The following is a 20,143-nucleotide window of genomic DNA, read 5'->3' as shown; positions in this document are numbered from 1 at the left end:
GCCCTTGGCGCTCCTGACCCGATGCCTCCATGCATCAGAGTGGCGAGAGGGGCGGCTCGATCACCGCACCGAATTCACAGCCGCACTGCCCGCTCGCGCAGAGCCTGCGGAGCTCCTTCAGCACCGCTTGCTGCGAGGGGAGGCAGCCCGTCCCACCGTCGAAGCCGCTGGGGGGAGGGAGCTGCGTGTTCTTCAGGTAGAAGGGGCACGCGCAGCCCGGGCATGCGCTCTGATCGTGCCAGTAGCAGGTGCCGAAGCGCTGCGGATTGCTCGAACGGGCCAGGAGTTCCGCGTCCGTGAGTCCGGCACAGGACTCCGTGACCGGGCAGCAGTGCGACGCACTGTCGCAGAGCGCCTCGATGGACTCCTCGGTGCGCACGGCTCCCTCTTCCTCGTCCAGGATCGGCGGCGACTCCTGCACGCAAGCCGTCAACCCTGCCAGGGTGAACGCGAAGAGCGCCGGGAGACCGCGGAATGGCGAAATCTTCATGGAACTGTCCCTTCTTCGCGCACGGGCTCGGAACGCACCGCGCGCGGGATGCATGTGTGATCTGGTCACGCCAGCGATCGACGCTCACGAGCGCGCCCGCGCCCTGGAGATCGTCACCGGCTCCAGGGTCTACGAGCGTCCGCAGCTCCATCTGACAAGCGAATGACGAAATCGATCTCCGCTCGTCCGGGCGGCGAATTCGGTATCGATCTCCGCTCGTCCGGGCGGCGAGCCCGGTCGTCGAAAGGCTGGTGGCAGGAGCGTCAGGGCTCCTGGGTCACGGGGATGATCGCCTCCAGCGCGCCGTGCAGCGCTGCGCTCGCGGGCGCACTCCAGGACGTGTCGAGCACCCCGTAGGTCTCCTCGGCGCCGAACGTCCGCCCCGTCCCTCGCGCCTGGGTCCCGTTGAGCGCCCAGTACGCCCAGTCGATGTCGGCTTCGATCAGGTACTGCCGGATCGACGAGAACCAGAACCCCTGACCCGTCGTGTCGGTCACGCAAGTCGCGCTGGTGTGGCACGTCCCGAACTCACTCACCCACACGGGCGCCGTGTAGGGCTGGTTCTGCACCAGCAGGTAGCCCCAGGCGTCGCCGAGCGTCGCCTTCAGATCCTGGTAGCTGGCGAGGCCATTGTGGAACCAGGCGTAGTCGTGGGCCGCATACACGAGCCGATTCTCGACGGCGAGCTGGATGGGGAGGGTGTACGGACCGCTCAGATCGGCCCCGTAGTTCAGCCCTTGCACCACGATCAGGAGGTCCGGGTCGACGCCGAGCACCGCGTTCCCGCCCCGCTCTGCGGCTGCATGCCAGTCGGTCGCTGGATCACCCCCACCCCAGACCGGCGTCACCCCGTTCGCAGGCCGAGGCTCGTTGCGCAGCTCCGCGGCCACCACCGCCGGCTGGTTCCGGTACCGCGTGACCATGCCCCGCCAGTCGGCGAGCCAGCTCGCCTCCGGGTAACCGTTCGTGTACCAGAGCCCGTTCCCGTCCGTGTCGCTGCAGCACCAGTCTGCGTCGCTCACGTGGTTGTCCAGGATCACGACCAGCCCCTCGTGCGCCAGCGCCTCGATGACCGCGTCGAACACCTCCAGCGCGCGCCGCCCCTCGAGATCGGGGTTCGCCGCGATCACCCCGTCGCTCACCACCGGGTTCAGCTCGAACATCTCGTTCGACCACGGGAGCCGCACGGAGTTGAACCCCATCGTCCGCACCTGCTTCGCGATCGCGCTGCGGTGCGCGCGCTCCAGCCCCGCGGGCACGTAGTCCATCTCCTCGGCCCCGTACCAGCTCACGCTGGCCAGCTTGAACCGCTGCCCGTTGGCGTCGAGGATCCAGCGCCCGCTGGTGCGCAGAGGCAGCGCGGGGAGCGGCACGGGCTCGTCCATCCCCCCGCTCCCTCCTTGACCGCCGCCGGCACCTCCCTCACCGCCGCTCCCTCCACTGCCCGGGCCGCCCGAGCTGCTGCTGGAGGTCGACTCCGAGGCACTCCCGGGCTGGGTCCCTGCTGCGCAGGCACACAGCGCGAGAGCCAGAGCAAAGGACGCAAACTGCTTCATGCCGCGGAGGCTACGCGAACCCGAGAGGCGTGACGACCCGACTTCAAGGCCCCTGGTTGGGCGGGATGACCCGACTTCAAGGCCCCTGGTTGGGCGGGATGAGGAGCTGGAGCTGCACCAGCAGATCCAGACTGGCGGGCGCCCTCCAGAACGTGTCGAGCAAGCCGTTCGTGTCCTCCTCACCGAACGTCCCCTCCATCCCCCTCGCTTGCGTCCCATTGAGCGCCCAGTACCCCCAGTCGACGTCGTTCTGGCTCAGGTACACGAGGAGCGACTGGAACCAGAGCCCCCGACCGCTCTCGTCGTTCACGCAGGTGACGCTCGTGTGGCAGGTGCTGAACTCGTTCATCCAGATCGGGGCTTTGTTGGGCTGGTCGTACGCCAGCAGGTGCCCCCAGTGGTCCTCGAGTGGACCTGTCAGATCCTCGGGCGTGTTCACCCCGGGGTAGAATCGCTGGTCGTCGTGCACCGCGTACACGAGCCGGTTCTCGACCGCGAGCTGGACGGGCAACGTGCCCGCGGCTCTCAGATCACTTGCGCCGTCCAGCGCTTGCACGACGACCAGGAGATCCGGGTTGATCTCGAGCACGGCGTTCCCGCCGCGCTGCACCGCGGCATGCCAGTCGGTCGCCGGGTCCCCTCCGCCCCAGACCGGGGTCACGCCGTTCGCGGGCCGAAGCGCGTTGCGCAGCTCCGCGGCCACCACCGCCGGCTGGTCCAGGTAGCGGGTCACGATCGCCCTCCAGCTCGCGAGCCAGCGCTCCTCGGTGTACGTGCTCGTGTACCAGAGCCCGTTGCCGTCCGTCTCGTCGCAGCAGGCGTCGGTGTCGCTCGAATGGTTGTCCAGGATGACCACGAGTCCCTCGGCGGCCAGCGCCTCGATGACCGCATCGAGCACCTCGAGCGCGCGTCGTCCGCCGAGATCGAGGTTCGCCGCGATCACCTCATCGCCCACCACCGGGTCCGTCTCGACCAGCTCGTTGGACCAGGGCAGGCGTACGGAGTTGACCCCCATCCTCCGGATTCGCCGGGCGATGTCCGAACGGTGAGCGCGCTCCAGCCCGGCGGGCACGTGATCTCGCTTCTCGGCCCCGTACCAGTTCACGCTGGCCAGCTTGAACCGCGTCCCGTCGCCATCGAGGATCCAGCGTCCCAGGATGCGCAGGGGGAGGGCGGGGAGCTCCCCTGGACGACCGACGTCACCACCGCTCCCGCCCACCCCGGGGTTGCCGCCGATGGCACCACCTCCTGGAGGGTCCTCCATCTGGCCGCCGCAGGCGCAGAGCGCGAGACCCAGGGCGAAGAAGACGAGCTGCTTCATCCCTCCACGCTAGGCGAGGTGCCTCCGAGCGCACCATCCGCCCGACCCGCCGGAACCGTGCGTCTCGACCTCTCCTGGCGTCAGTCTCCCTCCTGCACCCCTCCACCTACACGCCTCCACGCTGGCGCGTCTTCCTGTCCCCTCCACCCCGGCGCTGGCCCGCCATGTTCCCGCGGATCGGCCCGGCAAAAGTGCCCAGCGCGCCCCCGGCTCTGATATGTCCAGTCCATGACGCGGAATCTCGCCTTCGTCCCTGTTCTCGGCGCGTCCCTGGTGCTCGCGACGCTGGTGACGGCGCAGCCAGCATCCGCGCTCGTCACCCAGCCCAACGGCGTCGTGATGCCCGTCGACTCGAACAACGGCGAGACGCAGCTCTACACGCTGTTCGCCAACCGAGGCGAGGCCATCGACTACCAGCAGGACGGCACCACCTCCCCGTCCACCTTCTCGCCCCTGTGCGAGTTCAGGGCGACCTTCGTCCTCAAGCAGTCCAGCTCCACCCTCGGCGTCGGCTGGTACAACGCCGACCCGGCGGCGACGATGCCGCCGGCCCTCGCCGACATCCACGTCATCGTCCCCGCCAACGCACCGGTGAACACCGTGATCACCGCGGCCGACATCCGTAACAGCCCGGCTTACGCGGGCGGCGAGATCGGCTTCGCCCTCGTCGGCGGCCAGACGCACTACTCCGAGCCCAAGTGGAACCCCATCTGCACGGGCTGCAACCCACCCGGCCCCTGGATCACCGCCGTCATCTACCACTCCGTCGTCACCCCGAACGCCTACTACCTCGCCTTCGAAGACGGCAACGTCGGCAACACCCCGAACAGCTTCAACAACGATGGCGACTACAACGACTACGTCTACTTCTTCGAGGGCCTCACCTGCTCCGACGGCGGCGAGCCCTGCGACACCGGCCTGCTCGGCGTGTGCGCCCAGGGGGTGACCCAGTGTGCCGCTGGCGGCGTGGTGTGCGCGCCGCTCGTGCCGGCCGGTGCCGAGGTCTGCGACGGCATCGACAACGACTGCGACGGCCTCGTCGACCAGGGCGACCTCTGCCAGCAGGGCTACGTCTGCGACAAGGGCACCTGCGTGCAAGCGTGCGGCACCGGCGAGTTCGTGTGCTTCGACGGCAAGGTCTGCGACGCGAACGGCTTCTGCGTCGAACCCTCCTGCGCGAACGTGAACTGCCCCGCGGGCGAGGTCTGCACCGCCGGCACCTGCAAAGCCCCCTGCGACGGCGTGGTCTGCCCGCACCCGACCGTGTGCCGCGTCGGCGTCTGCGTCGACCCCTGCGCCAACGTGATGTGTGAAGACGGCCAGGTCTGCGACGGCGGCGTCTGCAAGTCGAGCTGCGCGTGCGCCCCCTGCGCCACCGGCCTCGCCTGCGAGACCCAGGGCGGCCTCTGCATGGAAGAGGCTTGCCTCACCGTCACCTGCCAGCCCGGCACCCACTGCGTCGCCGGCACCTGCATCGACTCCTGCGACGGCGCCGTCTGCCCCACCGGCCAGATCTGCGAACAGGGCGCCTGCGTGGAAGACCCCTCGGCCGGCGTCGGCGGCGCTGGCGGCAACTCCACGGGCTCCGGCATCGGCGTCGGCGGCTCTTCCCAGAGCAACGGCGGCGCCGGTGGCGTCGGCGGCGACGGCGGCACATCGAGCGGCGGCAACGGCAGCGCGGGTGAAGAGAGCGGCTGCGGCTGCCGCGCGGCCGGCGCGCAAGAAGCCGCGGGCCTCGGCAGCGTCGGCTTGCTGGCCCTGGGCCTCCTCGGCCTGCGCCGTCGGCCTCGTCGTCGCACGACCAACCCGACGACACCGACGCTCTGATCTCGACCTCGCGTCGACAGCATCGCCCTACCTCCAAGAGCACCGACCAACCCCGGACCGAGCCTGCCAGAGAGCCGCGAGCCCGCCGAGGCACGAGGGCAAAAGCGTGGTCTCGCCCGCTGGAGCCCGACGAACGCTGGCGGACACCACCGTGCTCCAGCTCGGCGCTGGAACGGGTCGAGAGGTGCTCCAGATCATCCGAGGAACACGTCGTCACCCTGAAGGAGGAAGGTCGACCTCCCGAAGGAGGACTTCGACGTCCCGGAGGCTGACCGCGACGTCCGGGAGGCCGACTGCAACATCCCGGAGGCCGAGTGCAACGTCCCGGAGGCCGAGTGCATCGTCCCGGAGGCTGACCGCGACGTCCGGGAGGCCGAGTGCAACGTCCCGGAGGCTGACTGCAACGTCCCGGAGGCCGACTGCCATGTCCCGGAGGCCGACTGCCATGTCCCGGGAGGCCGATGGCCATGTCCCGGGAGGCCGATGGCCACGTCCCGGAGGCCGACTGCCACGCCCCGGAGGCCGACTGCCATGTCCCGGGAGGCCGACTGCCACGCCCCGGAGGCCGACTGCCATGTCCCGGGAGGCCGACTGCCACGCCCCGGAGGCCGACTGCCATGTCCCGGGAGGCTGACTGCCACGCCCCGGAGGCTGACTGCCACGCCCCGGAGGTCGACTGCCACGCCCCGGAGCCCGACAGCAACGTCTCGGAGCCCGACAGCAACGTCTCGGAGCCCGACAGCAACGTCTCGGAGCCCGACAGCAACGCCCGGAAGGCTAAAGGGCAGGGCAAGGCTGCTGCGTACAGGTGAGGGGAAGTGTGGGGGCCGAAGCCTTCAGGCCGTCACCCCGATCCTCCCGCCCACTGCACGGACTGCCTGACCCACTGCACGGACTGCCTGAACCGCGGCGAGCCTCCTCGACCGCAGACGCAAAGAGGTGCCCGCGCGACGCCCAGCGGGAAGCCTCGGCGCCGCATTGCCGGGGGAAAGAGCCCCGATGACGATTTCGTCACGTCGACCGATGAGTTTCACGCCCACCCGGGGTCCATGGAGCAACGAGCGTGAACACGGGGGGAACGGGGCGCGGAAGTCCTGGAACCCGGCTCACCACCACGAACATCGACCCCCAGCAAGGACGACCACCATGCAAACGAAAATCCAGCGCATCAGCCCCTGCCTCTGGTTCGACCGCCAGGCCGAAGAAGCCGTGGCACTCTACACCTCGATCTTCCCCAACTCCCACATCGGCACCATCACCCGCCACGGCAAGGAGAGCGCGGAGATCTCGGGCATTCCGGAGGGCACCGTGCTCGCCATCGACTTCCAGCTCGACGGCGTCGACTTCGCCGCCATCAACGGCGGCCCCATCTTCAAGTTCACCGAAGCGATCTCCCTGGTCATCAAGTGCGACACCCAGGCCGAGGTCGACCACTACTGGACGCGTCTCTCCGAGGGCGGCGACGAGAAGGCCCAGCAGTGCGGCTGGCTGAAGGACCGCTACGGCCTCTCCTGGCAGGTCACGCCCGTCGTCCTCTACCAGCTCCTGAGCGACCCCGACCCGGCCCGGGCCACCCGCGCCTCGGCCGCGATGATGCAGATGAAGAAGCTCGACATCGCCGCCTTGCTGAAGGCAGCGGACGGCTGAACCGAGAGAACTCGGCCCTCCGGACCCTCGTTGGACGCTCCAGTCCCCTTCCTGAAGGGGCTTGCGCCGCGCGGCCAGGGGCCAGCCCGACGTGCCGACCCAGGAACCCCGCCCGACCCCCGCACCGCGCCACCCCTCGACCCAGGGGTGACGACCTGTACTAGAGTGCGCCGCCATGAGCCGCCTGCTTCCCCTCCTCCTCGCCGTCCCGGCGCTCCTCTCGGCCGCTTGTGGAAGCTCCGAGACCCCCCCGAAGGAGCCGCTCGGCGCCATGCCGGAGGCCTCCACCACCGCCAAGCCCGAGTGGCTCCCCTTCCGCATCCGCGCGGGCAAGCCGGTCGAGTCCGACCCGAAGGAGAAGCACCTCACCGAGCTGCGCCAGCTCACCTTCGGTGGTGAGAACGCCGAAGCCTACTGGTCGCCGGACAGCCGCAAGCTCATCCTCCAGTCGACCCGCGGCAACGACGAGTGCGACCAGATCTACCTCCTGGATCTCGGCACCGGCGAGACGAACCGCGTCTCCAACGGCCAGGGCAAGACCACCTGCAGCTACTTCTTCTACCCGGGCGACAAGGGACCGGAGAAGGTCCTCTTCGCCTCCTCCCACGAGCACAGCCCCGCCTGCCCCCCCAAGCCCGACCGGTCCCAGGGCTACGTCTGGCCCCTCGACGAGTTCGACATCTACACCGCGAACCCCGACGGCACCGACATCAAGCCCTTCATCACGGGCAAGGGCTACGACGCCGAGGCCACCATCGCCTTCGACGGCTCGCGCATCGTCTTCACCAGCACGCGTGACGGCGACCTCGACCTGTACACCTCGAACCTCGACGGCACCGACATCAAGCGCATCACGACCACCCCGGGCTACGACGGTGGCGCCTTCTTCTCCCCCGACTCCACCAAGCTCGTCTGGCGCGCCAGCCGGCCCGAGGGCGCGGAGCTGGAGGAGTACAAGGCCCTCCTCGCCAAGGGCATGGTCCGCCCGAGCAAGCTGGAGATCGTCGTCGCCTCGGCGGACGGCGCCAACCCCCGGACCATCACCAAGAACGGCCGCGCGAACTTCGGCCCGTACTTCCTCCCGGACTCTCGCCGCGTGATCTTCTCCTCGGACATGGCCTCCCCCCCCGGGCACCGAGGCGTCCCGAACTTCGAGCTGTTCGTCGTCGACAGCGAAGGCACGCCGGGGCCGGAGGGCGCGCCGACGCCGGAGCGCATCACCCACTACGAAGGGTTCGACGGCTTCCCGATGTTCTCGCCGGACGGCCAGTACCTGGTGTTCGCCTCCAACCGCTTCGGCGGCAAGCCCGGCGAAACGAACCTGTTCGTGGCACGCTGGGTCGAATGAGCCTGACGCGGCGAGCGCCGGAGGCCGGGGCGTCGAGGGACCTGAGTCCGACGCCCCTGGCCGTGAGAGAGAAGGTGCTCGGTCGCGTGGAACGGGTGCGGTGGGCGCTGCTCCTCGGCACCCTCGGACTGCTCGGAGGCACGCCGGCTTGCTCGGGGTCGGCCCCTCCCGCCACATCGACGGTGTCGCCCGTGGGGGCCCCCGTCACCTCGCAGACGCCGACGTACACATCGCCGGCGCGCTGGGTGTACCACCCCCTGCTGCCCGTCGAGCCGACGGCCGTCCTGCGCCTGTCCGACGGAAAGTGCGTGCTCACCGCCGAGGGCGGGCAACGGTGGCTCGTCACGCCGCGGGGCACGGACCGAGGCGCGGGGGCCAGCGCAGCGAGCACCTGCGCGGGGCCTGCGACGGCGAGCCCGATCCCCGCGGTCGAGGACCTGGTGGGCGTCGCGCGCGGCGCATCCAGCGCATGGTGGTTCTTCGGCAAGAGCGGCGCGATCTACGAGGCCAGCACGCCGCTCGGCGCCTTCAAGAGGACGCTCGCACCGCCCGCGCCGCTGCGGAAGATCACAGGATCTTCGTCGGGGGTGCTCGCGGTCTCCGAGGAGGGGCGCTTGCTGCGCCTCGTGGAGAGCGAGGGAGGCTGGAAGGACATCCCGCTCCCGTCGGCGCCCGCCGCGTCCGGTACACCGACCGGCGCGGCCCCGTGGGCGTTCGACGTGGCGGCAGGGGATGACGGCCAGGCCCTCGCGCTGGCCGTCCCCGAGGCGCTCTTCCACAGCGTCGACGGCGGGACCACCTGGGCGCGCGCGCCGGTGAGCCCCAAGGGATTGTCGCGTGTCGGCCGGCTGCCCGAGGGATCGCTGCTCGCCGAAGGGATGCTGCGCTCGGTCCACTGGGATCCACGTCGCGCCGAAGCGTTCGAGGTGGTGAAGCGAGAGCTTCCGGCCAGGCTCCACGCCGCCCCGGAGGCCGGGCTGCCGCCTTCGGCCATGGCGGTGCGCATGCAGCGCGCGGCGCTGGTCGGGACACGCTACGTCGAGGTGGAACGTTCCGAGGACGAGAGCGCGCCGTGGACCTTCTACAGCGGCAGCTTCGAGGGGGGTCTCGCTGCGGTTCCCATCCGTGGCAGCGAGACGTGCAGCAGCCTGAAGCTCGGCGCTGCCGGGCGCACGGTGGTGGGCATCTGCGTCAAGGAAGAGGAAGATCTCGTCGTCGCCGACGTGCTGCGCAGCGATGACGCCGGGAAGACCTGGTCCCGCGCGACGCGCCTGGACACGCCGCATGTCGATGGCATCGCCGTCGCGGTCTCGCCCGAGGGAACGGTCCTGATCACCGGGGTGTGCAAGCCCGGGGGAGGAGAGCGCCCCACGGAGGAGGCCGGACAGGACGCCGACGCTTCGGCCTCGGAGGCCTCGGCGGCCGGGGACGTGGCGTGTCGTCCGAGGGGGCCGTTGCTGCTCCAGATGGAGGGAGACCGTCCGGTGCTCTCACGCGCTGCGGCGCCGGCACTCGGTGGTTCGGCGATGCTCCCGGCATTCTCCGTCGACGGGCGCTCTGCGTACTTCGTCGGCGAGCGCGTGAAGGACGGCCACCTGGCGCTGTTCGTATCGCACGATGGCGGAGAGACGTTCGCCATGCGGCTCCTCGCGCGCGATGTGGCGCCGCAGCGGGCACCAACCGATCCGGACGCGCAGGAGACGCCGCCCGAGGACGACGAGGAAGACACGGGCCGGGGCGTCGGAGCCCTCCAGGTCGTGGACGAGAGCCAGCTCGTGCCCGGGGAGGATGGCGCGGTCGGGATGCTGCTCGGGCGCCAGGGAGAGCTTCAGTTCGTGGTGACCGACGAAGATGGACGGGTCCTGTCGACACAGCCGCTGCCCGATGGAGCGACCTCGATCGGGATCGTCGGGCGTCGTGGGCTGGCCGGGGGAAGCATCTCATCGCAGGAGCGCGGGGGAGACTCGGTGCCCATGGTCTGGGAGTCGCTCGACGGCGGCGCGCGCTGGGTCGACCTGCCGCTCTCTCCAGCGATCGTTCACGATGCCGGCACATCACCGCTCATCGCTTGCGGTGTGGCCGGGTGCTTGCTCGGCCAGAGCGTCACCCGCGTGGGCTGGAACGGTCAGGCCGAGCCACCGCTCCCCTCGGGGCCCGAGCCACCGCGCGAAGAGGCCGCGTTGAAGGCGCCCATGGTCTGCGAGTTCCCCAGAGGCAGCGCGTGGACCCGGGTCGAGCAGGTGGTCAGCCGCCCGAGGACCATGCCCGGGGCCAGCGAGATCATGCGGGGACGAGCGGTGTGGTCGGTGCTCACGCGCAGTCCGAGCGGCGCGGTGGGCACGGTGGCCGCCCTGCTCCCGGAGCGGGCCCCCGCAGGCGCCTCCGCCCCCATCGGAGAGTCGAAGATCGTCGAGCGCTCCCTGTTCTCCCCGCCACCAGCGGGGACCCGTATGGGCCTGGCCATCCGCTACCAGATGGAGGGCTACGCCGCCGCGCGCATGCGCCTGCCCGGGGCGCCGAGATCACCCCTACCGATCGGCATGCCGCTGCGGGACGTGGAGATCGCCTGGGAGAACTGGATGGATGGGGTCTCGGGGCGGACGAGGCTCCCCGACGTGGGCCCCCTCGAACTGCGGGACGTCGTCCCGGCCGCTGGCGATGCGTACGAGCCAGAGCTCCTCTCGGTGTCGGTGCGCGGCCTGTTCATGCGGCCCCACGCCGATGGCGCCGCGGCGTACTTCGTGGAGCCCGCCGGCCGAGGGAAGAGCCACCGCTTCGACTACCCGAGCTGGCCACGGAGCGGGACCGATCGCGAGCTGCAGGTGAGCAGCGACGCCGCGTGGGTGGAGGGACGACCCCTCGCGGTGGGGATGGTTCACCTCGACAGCAGCGCCGCGATCACCGGCCTGCTGCTCGCGCGCCAGCACGCCGGGGTGGCCGCAAGCAGCGGGGCAGGGAAGGCGGGGGCCTCGAGCGCGTCGGACGACGGCGTGACGAGCGGCGGCTGGGCGATCGAAGCATTCACCATCGCCCCACCGCCTGGCGAGGGCGGGCCCCTCGTGCAGATCGACTGGTCCTACGCGGGCGGCGCCATCGGCGTCTCCACCCTGCTCAGCCACCCGATCCGGAGGCGCGGGTGGGCGTCGTTCCAGGTGTTCCGGAGCGACGGCATCCTGGGCCCTGCGCAAGCGCTGCCGACACCATGGGATCTCCCTGCCGTCCCGCGGCCTTGCTCGCAGACCGAGCGCGCCGCCACCCCGAGGATCGTGGCCCCGATGTTCGCCCGGCGTGACCCGCTCTTTCCGGGGACGCGCCACCCGATCGTGGTGCTCGATCCCAGCGGCCTGGGCGGGCTGCCGCCATCGCTCACCCTGCTCACGTCGGCGGTCGTGCTGCACGGCACGCCGAAGGAGCCCTGCGTCGCAGCCTGGGAGGCCAGCGCTGTGGGCACGGGAGAGTTCACCGCCGTCATCCCTGGCGATCTGGCGCACGCGTGGCTGTTCCGCGCCAGAGACAGCCGCGACTCCTTCGAGGCACGACCGATGGCTTGCCGCTTCGACCCCGCGGTGAAGTTGCCTCAGGATGTGCTGGGCGAGCCAGGCACGACGCAGCTCGGCTTCTGAGCCCCGCAGCACGGACAGGCATGCCGAGAAAGGAAAATCCGCGATTCAGTGGAACTTTCCAGCTCATGGCCCGGACCAAGCTTCTTGCGCGTGACGCAGTGCAGGGGATAGCCTGACCAGCCGGAGCTGTAAGGAGGGACCCGATGGTGCGGAAACGGCGGCGGCTGGAGCTGAGGAAGACGTTGTTCCTCCTCCCGAACCTGATCACGCTGTCCTCGATATTCTGCGGGTTCGACTCGATCCGCGTATCGGCGACGGCCACGACGGAGAATGATTTCTACCGCGCTGCCCTCCTGATCGTCTTCGCGATGTTCTTCGACACGCTCGACGGGCGTGTCGCGCGGATGACGAAGACCCAGAGCGCGTTCGGGCTCCAGATCGACTCTCTCGCCGATGTGGTCTCCTTCGGCGTGGCGCCGTCGATCCTGGTCTACCAGTGGACGCTCCATCGCTTCGATACGGTCGGGCTGGTCGTGGCGTTTCTGTTCACGGCGCTGGGGGCCGTGCGCCTTGCTCGCTTCAACGTCCTCTCCATGGGCGAGAGCGGCAAGCCGACCAAGCCGTCGAAGTACATCGTCGGCCTGCCCATCCCGGGCGCTGCGGGCATCCTCGTCTCCATCGTGGTGGCGAACCATGCCGCCGGGGGCATGATCGGGAACGCCGAGTACGCCGCAGCCATCCTGGGGGTGACGCTGCTCCTGTCGCTCCTGATGGTCTCCACCATCCGGTTCCGGTCCTTCAAAGACGTGAAGCTCAACGCGCGGACGATGGCGTTCGTCGCCTTCGCCATCGGATCGAGCGCGTTCATCTCGGCGCAGCTCAAGCCGGCCTTCGTGCTGGTGTGGCTCCTCGGGGTCTACGTGATGCTCGGCATCTGTGAGTCACTCTGGCAGCTCCCCGGCCGCCTGCGTGGAGGCGTCCAGGCCGATGCGCGCTCCAGCGCCGCTTCGCTCCCGCCCCGCGACTCCGTCCCGCCCGGGACCCCGCCGCTCTGAGGCGCCCCGCAGCGCCTTCCCCCTTTCCAGCACATCACGCCCCCCCGCTTTCGGTTACACTGAGCGTTGATGAGGAACCGGGTTTTCTTCCCGCAGGCCGCGCTCGACGAGTGGATCGCTACGGACAGGATCGAGCTGAAGGGCGACGAGCTCCTGATGAAGGGGGAGAACCGTCGCTACAAGATCATCGAGGCGATCCGGGTGCTCAACGAGGTGACCGGCACGTCGGACACCCACGAGGTGGTCGGCAAGGTGAAGACGCGCGCGTTCCTCACGGAGCTGGGCGCCGAGATCCTGGAAGGATCGATGATCATCGGCGACAACGCCTACGATGTGATGCAGGGCTTCATCGGCGCGCCGGTGGGGAGCTTCTCGGATCACCGGCGGGTGGCGCCAGCGCCGGGGACCTCCCAGGCCGCCGCAGCAAAGTCGGACGAGGAGATGCTGGCCGCGTTCCTGGCCACCAAGCTCTGAGCGCACGACGGGTGGACTCGTCGCGTCGGGCCGCACGGACGCCGTTCGTGGCCACTGGCTGAGCTGGTCCCGGTTGCAACGTTGCCGTAACCGTCTCCTCCTCGTCGCCGAACCGCGCTACCCTGGCCTCCCATGACCGAGGCCATTTCCGCGGTCACCTTCGCGGCCGCGCTCCTCCTGTACGGTGGCGCCAGCGCGCTCTTCTTCCTCGACGTGGCGGGAGCCCGCTCTCCGCGTTCGCGCGCCCCGCTGCCGAGCTTCCCCTCGACCAGCGCGTCGTCGCTCTCGGCCGCGGCAGTCCTGGAGCTGCCCGCCATCGGTCGCGGCGAGCTTCAGCCCATCGGCCGCGCAGAATTGCCGCCGATCGGGCGCGCCTCGATCCCCGGGCTCCCGATCGAGCCGGCCCAGGCGGTCACCTCGATCACCCGCCACGCACCACGCTTGCTCGGCTTCGGTGCACTCGCGCATGCCGGGTACGTCACGATGGCCAGCTTCGTCGCGCACGTGTGCCCCGTGCACTCGGTTCACTTCATGCTCTCCATCGCCTCGCTGCTCGCGGCGGCGGGTTATCTGCTCGCGCGGCGCTGGTTCCGCGTCGACGCGCTCGGGCTGGTCATCGCGCCGATCGGGCTCGTGTGCCTCCTGGGCACCTTCTTTCTCGGGAAGCCCGTGGCCGAGCAAGGGCTCTCACCGGCCTTCATCGCAGCGCACGTGCTCGCGAACCTGCTCGGGGTGGCGCTGTTCCTCCTGGCCGGGGCGGCGGCGGTGCTCTACCTGGTCCAGGAGAAGCGGCTGAAGCGCAAGCGCGCGGCCCTCGCCCCTGGAAACCTCCCGGCCCTGGACACGCTGGATCGGGCGGTCCATCGCTTCCTCGCCGCCGGGTTTCTGCCGCTGACGCTGGGCGTGATCACCGGGACCTTCTGGGCGCGTCGGCTGGAGATGGGTCACCCCGACGAGGTGATGCGCGCCGTCTTCGGATACGCCACCTGGCTGCTCGTGGGCATGGTGCTGCTCCTCCGCGCGGCGGCGGGGTGGCGCGGGCGTCGAGCGGCGTACGGCACGATCGCCGGGCTCGCGTGTGCCGGGGTGGTGCTGGTCGTGTACCTGTTCCGGCCGGCGATCGCTGCGGCGGGTCACCAGGACGGCGGGCCGGTGGGGATGACCGCAGCATCGAGGGTGTTCCCCACCCCGCCCGGGTGGGCCGTGTCGCCAGGATCGGTTGCGTCGCCAGGATCGGCTGCGTCACCAGGATCGGCTGCGTTGCCAGGATCGGCTGTGTCGCCAGGAACGGTTGCGTCGCCAGCGCCGGGGATCGAGACGGCGGCGCTGTCGGGTGGAGGCCACCGCCGGTGATCGTCGTCGTCGGGCTGTCTCACAAGACGGCGCCCATCGAGGTCCGCGAGCGGCTCGCCGTGGGGCGCGACGCGCTCCCGACGCTGCTCCAGCGCCTCGTGGCTCACCCCGCCATCGGCGAGGCGGTGGTCCTCTCGACGTGCAACCGCGTGGAGATCTACGCCGCACCTTGCGGGCCTGGCGGCGCGGGAGGCGCGGGGTCGATGACGTCGGAGCGCCCGCCCGCGTCGCTGCCGCCCGAAGTCACGCAGACGCGCGAGATGGAGGCGCTCCACGCCGTCGTCGGCGCGCTCTGCGGGCTCGGTGGCGACGGGATCCGGCCCTACCTCGCCGGAGCGCGCGGACTGGACGCGGTGCTGCACCTGTTCCGCGTGGCGGCGTCGCTCGACTCGCTGGTGGTGGGCGAGCCGCAGATCCTCGGGCAGCTCAAGGAGGCGCTCGTCTCCGCCCGCGAAGCCGGGAGCGTGGGGCCGCGGCTCGCCCAGGCGATGCACCGCGCGTTCAAGGTCGGCAAGCGCGCACGGGCAGAGACGGCCATCGGCGCGGGCCAGGTCTCGGTGTCCAGCGTGGCCATCGAACTGGCGCGCCAGATCTTCGCGGATCTGGCCGGACGCAGCGCCCTGCTCGTGGGCGCGGGGGAGATGGCGGAGGCGGCCTCGCGGCTCCTCGTGCGCGCGGGGGCGCGCCTGACGGTCGTCAACCGGAGCCCGGAGCGCGCAGCAGCGCTGGCGCGGGAGGTCGGGGGCGAGCCGCGGGCGTGGTCCGAACTGGAGCGGTCGGTGATCGAGGCCGACATCGTGGTCTCCTCCACGTCGAGCCCGACCTACGTGATCCCGGTCGATCTCGTCCGGCGCGCGCGCAAGGCCCGTCGAGGACGCAGCCTCTTCCTGATCGACATCGCGGTCCCGCGCGACGTGGATCCGGCCGTCAACGATCTCGACAACGTGTACCTGTACGACGTCGACGATCTCTCCCAGATCGTCGCCCAGTCGCTGGAGGAGCGCGCCGTCGAGGCCGCGCGCGCCGAGGAGATCGTCCGCGACGAGGTGCGGGGCTACGAGGCCTGGGCCCTGGAGCGGGCACTGACGCCGACCATCGTCGACCTCCGGGCGCGCACCCGGTCCATCCTCGCCGCCGAGGTGGAGCGAAGCCTGTCGGGCAAGCTGCGGCACCTGAGCACCGCCGACCGCCAGGCGCTGGCGATGATGGTCGAGGCGGCGACGAACAAGCTGCTCCACGTCCCGACGACGCGGCTGCGCGCCATGGCAGGCGACGAGCGCGCCGAGGACCATGTGGAGGCCCTGCGGGAACTGTTCGACCTCGACAGCTCCCCCCAGGGGGAGCTCCTGCCGCTGTCGTTCGACGGGGCGAGCAACGGCGCCTCGAGGTCCGGTGACACCCCGCTCCCGGGCAGTATCGGCCGCAGCGTGCCGCCCCCGAGCGGCAGGGGACGCAGCGTGCCCCCCCCGAGCGGCGACGGACGCGCGACGCCTCAGCGAGCCGATGGTCAGAGCGCACCGCCCCAGAGCGGCCGGAGCGCCCGTGGGGTATCGTCGTCTGCGGTGGCCGCTCCGCCGGCCATCCCTCCACCGCCGGCCGTGCCGTCGGTGTCCGTCGTGATGCCCCCTGGCGCTGCACGCGCCATGGGGATCAAGGGAGTCTGATCTTCATGCGCCTCGTTCTCGCGACCCGTCGATCCGCGCTCGCGCTCGCCCAGTCCCGCGCCTTCGCCGACCACCTCCGGGGCGCCGTCCCTGGCCTCACCATCGAGGAACTCCAGGTGGTGACCTCGGGGGACAAGACCCAGGATCGCCCGCTCCAGGACATCGGCGGCAAGGGCCTGTTCATCAAGGAGCTGGAGGAGGCGCTGCTCGACGGCCGCGCCGACTTCGCCGTGCACTCGATCAAGGACGTACCCGCCGAGATCGCCCCAGCGCTCACCCTGGCATGCATCCCTGCGCGAGAAGACCCGCGGGACGCACTGGTCACGCGAGCTGGTGTCTCGCTGCGGGCGCTCCCAGAAGGGGCACGCGTGGGAACGTCGAGCCTGCGGCGGGCGGTGGCGCTGCGGGCAGTGCGCCCGGACCTCCAGATCGAGCCGCTGCGGGGCAACGTGGACACGCGTCTGCGCAAGGTCGAGGACGGGACGGTCGATGCGGCCGTGCTCGCGCTGGCGGGCCTGAAGCGCCTGGGCCTCGCCGGGCGAGCCACGGAGATCCTGGAGCCCGAGGTGTCGCTGCCTGCGATCGGACAAGGCGCGCTGGGGATCGAGTGCCGGGTGGCGGACGCCGCGATCCAGGACGTGCTGGCGAAGGTGGCCGATCCCGAGACCACGGTGCGTGTCTCGGCCGAGCGCGCGGTGATGGCCGCGGTGGAGGGCAACTGCCGCACCCCGGTGGCGGCCTACGCGGTGCGCGATGGCGACACGCTGTGGCTCCGCGCCTTCCTCGCGGAGCCAGACGGGTCGCGGCAGCGCACGGGAGAGCGACGCATCCCCTGGCCCGCAGACAGCGCCGAAGCCGCGCGCTGTGGCCACGATCTCGGCGTGGAGCTCGAGGCGACCTAGGCGGCGAGGGCGGGTGCTCCATGGCGAGGCCGCACATCGTGACCATCGGAGGGGGCACGGGTCATTACACCCTGCTCACCGGCCTGCGCGCCCTCGACGCGCAGATCACGGCCATCGTCACCATGATGGACTCGGGCGGCAGCTCGGGCCGACTCCGTGACGAGTACGGCCTCTTGCCGCCCGGCGACTTCACCCGCTGCCTCGCGGCGCTGTCCTCACACCCCGAAGCCGTGAAGGAGCTGTTCGGCCACCGCTTCCGCGCCGGGAGCCTCGGCGGACACACGGTGCGCAACCTGCTCTACACGGCAGTGCAGGAGATCACCGGCTCGGTGCCGCTCACCGTGGATCGGCTGCACGAGATCTTCGCGGTGAAGAACCGCGTGCTCCCGGTGACGGCCGACCGGGTCGACCTGGTGATGCATCTGGAGAGCGATCGGGTGATCCGCGGCGAGGCCTCCATCGACACGCTGGCCGACCTGCTGGAGGCCCCCGTGCTCTCCGTGTACCTGGATCCAGAGGCCGCGGCATACCCCCCCGCCCTGGCGGCGATCGCAGATGCAGACCTGATCGTGCTCGGCCCGGGTGATCTGTTCACCAGCCTCGTCCCCAACCTGCTCGTGCAGGGCGTGCGTGAAGCGATCGCCCAGAGTCGCGCCAAGGTTCTCTACGTGTGCAACCTGATGACGAAGCCGAACGAGACCCCTGGCTACACCGTCGGCGATTTCGTGGGGACCATGGCGATGTACCTGGGAGAAGCGCGGCTCGACGCGGTGCTCTACAACGCCGTCTGGGCGTCTGCGCGGCTCGATCACTACGCCTCGGAACGCTCGCGGCCGGTGCCTCTCGGTGAGCCGGACGCGCTGCCGGAGGGGCTGCTCGCGACAGGAGATCTGCTGGCGGAGGGGCGGCTCATCCGGCACGACCCGCGCAAGCTGGCGGCCGCGATCGAGGAGCTGGCGCGCGCGCGCGGGTGGTGGTGAAGGCGGGCGCGAAGGCCACCATGCACGGTCACATCGCCCTCGTCCTGCACGCACATCTGCCCTACGTGCGGCACCCGGAGCATCCGCGCTCCTTCGAAGAGCGCTGGCTCTTCGAGGCGCTGTGGGAGTCGTACCTGCCGTTGCTCGGCGTCCTCGACCGGCTGGCCGCTGAAGGGGTGCGGGCGCCGATCGCGCTGTCGGTGTCGCCCACGCTCGCGGCCATGCTGCGGGACGCGCTGCTGTGCCGCCGCTTCGAGCTGCACGTGCAGCGAACGGAGGCGCTGGCGAAGCGGGTCGGCCAGGTGCTCGGGGCGGGGGTCTTCGCGCCGGCGCTGGCGTTCTACCGGGACCGGCTCGAGGCGGCGTGGGCCGTGTGGGAGGGGTGTGATGGGGATGTGCTGGGCGCGTTGCAGCGGCACGCTCGCGCGGGGCACGTCGAGCTGTTCTCCACGGCGGCGACGCACGCCTTCTTGCCGGGCTTGCTGCCGACGCCGGCCTCCGTGCGCGCGCAGGTGCGCCTCGGCCGGCAGGGGTTCGGAGCGCTCGTACACGGAGATGCAGCAAGGGCGCCGGCAGGGTTCTGGTTGCCGGAGTGCGGCTGGGATCCGCGGCTTGCGCCGGATCTCTCGTCAGCCGGGGTGGTGTGGACCGTCGTCGATGAGCACGCGCTCTCGCCCTCGACGGGGAGCGCTGTGGCAGGGCGTGTGGCTGCTGGAAGCGCAGCAGCGACGGGGCTCGTGCCCGTGCGATCCGCGAGCGGCGTGGTGTTCTTCGGGCGAGATCGCGTGTCGGCGCGGGAAGTGTGGTCGCGCGAGGAGGGGTACCCAGGGCACCCCGATTACCGGGAGTTCTACCGGGATGTCGGCCACGATCTGGACGAGTCCGTCCTGGGAGACGAGCTGGGACCGGATGGCAGCCGCTTGATGACGGGGCTCAAGCTGCACCGGATCACGGGTCCGGATGCGGACAAGGCGCCTTACGATCCCGTCGCTGCGAGCGCGCGGGCACGCCTGCACGCGGCAGCGTTCGTGGCGCGGCGTCGCGAGCACCTGGCGCGCGCGATCGAGGTGGCGGAGACGGGGAATGAAGGGAGCAGGGGAACGCCGCCCGTGGTGGTGGCCGCTTACGATGCAGAGCTGTTCGGTCACTGGTGGCTGGAAGGGCCGATGTTCCTGGAGCACGTGCTGCGCATGCTGGGGGGAGAGGGAAGGGGAGGGCGTTCGAGCGAGGAGGGGCGTGCCACGGCGGGTCTCTTGACGCCCGGCGCCTACGTGGAACGCCACGGTACGTCGGTCGGAGCCGATCCCGTCGCCTCGACCTGGGGGGAAGGGGGGTTCGGGACCGTGTGGATCGGGCAACGGACGGCGAGACTGTGGCGTCACGTGCACCACGCCGAAGGTCCTGTCCGCGCTGCCGTTCAACGGGTACGCGCCCTCGGAGAAGAGGGGGTTCGGGGGGCTGCCGTGGATCAGGCCGTGCGCGAGTTGCTCCTTCTACAGGCGAGTGACTGGGCGTTCATGATCGATCGTGGAGAGATGACGTCATACGCAGAAGCGCGCGTCCGGACGCACGTCATCCGTTCTCGACGCCTGGCCGAGTTCGCCAGCCGTGGAGGTGGCTCGCCCGAGGACGACGCCTGGGTCGGCTCGGTATGTCGGCATGCACCGTTTCTTGCTGAGGTTTCCGGCGAAGCGCTGCGGGAGATGCTGGTTCCAGGGGGTAGAGAATCGGCGTGACGTCGGCGGGGTCTCGGGTTACCGAACCCGGGCGCCGGCAGACGGTCACCGGCTTCCAGGACACGGCGCTCCCTGGCGCGGCTGCTCAATCGTGACCCGCGACCTTGCGAAGCTGACCCCTCAGTCATTATTATCCGCCCACTCCTCTGCGAGTTCCCCACAGGCCCTCAGTGGCTCGTTCCACCCCCCGATGACCGCCTGGTCACCTCCTCTCGGTAGCTGCCGTC

At 70.5% G+C, this 20,143-nt stretch carries 15 protein-coding genes; 11 read left to right on the top strand and 4 right to left on the bottom strand.

Going from position 1 to position 20,143, the window contains the following annotated elements:
* Positions 1-34: 34 nt before the first annotated feature.
* From CMC5_RS32295 to CMC5_RS32285, 3 genes are all read right to left on the bottom strand, one after another.
* Positions 35-490: a hypothetical protein gene (locus CMC5_RS32295; protein WP_050434004.1), complete on the bottom strand. Its 456-nt coding sequence runs from the start codon at positions 488-490 to the stop codon at positions 35-37.
* 263 nt (positions 491-753) lie between these two features.
* Positions 754-2,046 (bottom strand): glycoside hydrolase family 5 protein, encoded by a 1,293-nt coding sequence (locus CMC5_RS32290; RefSeq protein WP_169796727.1) that lies wholly within the window; start codon positions 2,044-2,046, stop codon positions 754-756.
* Between the two features lie 76 nt (positions 2,047-2,122).
* Positions 2,123-3,367 carry a glycoside hydrolase family 5 protein gene (locus CMC5_RS32285; RefSeq protein WP_050434002.1) on the bottom strand — a complete coding sequence of 415 codons (1,245 nt, stop codon included), beginning with the start codon at positions 3,365-3,367 and terminating at the stop codon, positions 2,123-2,125.
* A gap of 228 nt (positions 3,368-3,595) precedes the next feature.
* On the opposite strand from CMC5_RS32285, the gene CMC5_RS32280 reads away from it, so the two are divergent.
* On the top strand, positions 3,596-5,194 hold the full coding sequence (locus tag CMC5_RS32280; protein ID WP_050434001.1) for a MopE-related protein: 1,599 nt from the start codon (positions 3,596-3,598) through the stop codon (positions 5,192-5,194).
* A gap of 213 nt (positions 5,195-5,407) precedes the next feature.
* Here CMC5_RS32280 and CMC5_RS32275 read toward each other — a convergent pair whose 3' ends face one another.
* Complete coding sequence (locus CMC5_RS32275; protein WP_050434000.1) at positions 5,408-5,641, bottom strand: hypothetical protein; 234 nt, start codon at positions 5,639-5,641, stop codon at positions 5,408-5,410.
* A gap of 699 nt (positions 5,642-6,340) precedes the next feature.
* Here CMC5_RS32275 and CMC5_RS32265 point away from each other — a divergent pair.
* The 10 genes from CMC5_RS32265 (at position 6,341) to CMC5_RS32220 (ending at position 19,916) form a co-directional block, all read left to right on the top strand.
* On the top strand, positions 6,341-6,841 hold the full coding sequence (locus CMC5_RS32265) for a VOC family protein (RefSeq protein WP_050433998.1): 501 nt from the start codon (positions 6,341-6,343) through the stop codon (positions 6,839-6,841).
* Positions 6,842-7,016: 175 nt separating this feature from the next.
* Positions 7,017-8,189, top strand: a complete 1,173-nt coding sequence (locus CMC5_RS32260) for a TolB family protein (protein WP_050433997.1) — start codon at positions 7,017-7,019, stop codon at positions 8,187-8,189.
* On the top strand, positions 8,186-11,812 hold the full coding sequence (locus tag CMC5_RS32255; protein ID WP_050433996.1) for a hypothetical protein: 3,627 nt from the start codon (positions 8,186-8,188) through the stop codon (positions 11,810-11,812). The genes CMC5_RS32260 and CMC5_RS32255 overlap by 4 nt, the downstream gene beginning before the upstream one ends.
* Before the next feature lie 143 nt (positions 11,813-11,955).
* Positions 11,956-12,807 carry a CDP-diacylglycerol--serine O-phosphatidyltransferase gene (pssA, locus tag CMC5_RS32250; RefSeq protein ID WP_050433995.1) on the top strand — a complete coding sequence of 284 codons (852 nt, stop codon included), beginning with the start codon at positions 11,956-11,958 and terminating at the stop codon, positions 12,805-12,807.
* Between the two features lie 69 nt (positions 12,808-12,876).
* Positions 12,877-13,281 (top strand): hypothetical protein, encoded by a 405-nt coding sequence (locus CMC5_RS32245; RefSeq protein ID WP_050433994.1) that lies wholly within the window; start codon positions 12,877-12,879, stop codon positions 13,279-13,281.
* 132 nt (positions 13,282-13,413) lie between these two features.
* Positions 13,414-14,634, top strand: a complete 1,221-nt coding sequence (locus CMC5_RS32240) for a cytochrome C assembly family protein (RefSeq protein WP_063796387.1) — start codon at positions 13,414-13,416, stop codon at positions 14,632-14,634.
* The gene (gene hemA / locus CMC5_RS32235; RefSeq protein WP_245677896.1) at positions 14,631-16,298 is read left to right on the top strand and encodes a glutamyl-tRNA reductase; all 1,668 of its coding nucleotides are present in this window, start codon (positions 14,631-14,633) and stop codon (positions 16,296-16,298) included. Before CMC5_RS32240 ends, hemA begins: the two co-directional genes overlap by 4 nt.
* 5 nt (positions 16,299-16,303) lie before the next feature.
* Positions 16,304-17,200, top strand: coding sequence for a hydroxymethylbilane synthase (gene hemC, locus CMC5_RS32230; RefSeq protein ID WP_156339022.1), 897 nt, complete (start codon positions 16,304-16,306; stop codon positions 17,198-17,200).
* A 20-nt stretch (positions 17,201-17,220) separates the two neighbouring features.
* Positions 17,221-18,180 carry a gluconeogenesis factor YvcK family protein gene (locus CMC5_RS32225; RefSeq protein WP_050433992.1) on the top strand — a complete coding sequence of 320 codons (960 nt, stop codon included), beginning with the start codon at positions 17,221-17,223 and terminating at the stop codon, positions 18,178-18,180.
* 20 nt (positions 18,181-18,200) lie between these two features.
* Positions 18,201-19,916 carry a glycoside hydrolase family 57 protein gene (locus tag CMC5_RS32220; RefSeq protein WP_050436251.1) on the top strand — a complete coding sequence of 572 codons (1,716 nt, stop codon included), beginning with the start codon at positions 18,201-18,203 and terminating at the stop codon, positions 19,914-19,916.
* The last annotated feature ends 227 nt before the right edge of the window (positions 19,917-20,143 follow it).

Source organism: Chondromyces crocatus, from assembly GCF_001189295.1.
Taxonomy (GTDB): domain Bacteria; phylum Myxococcota_A; class Polyangia; order Polyangiales; family Polyangiaceae; genus Chondromyces; species Chondromyces crocatus.
Note: the sequence above shows the minus strand (reverse complement) of the source record. Positions and strands in the feature narration are given on the sequence as shown.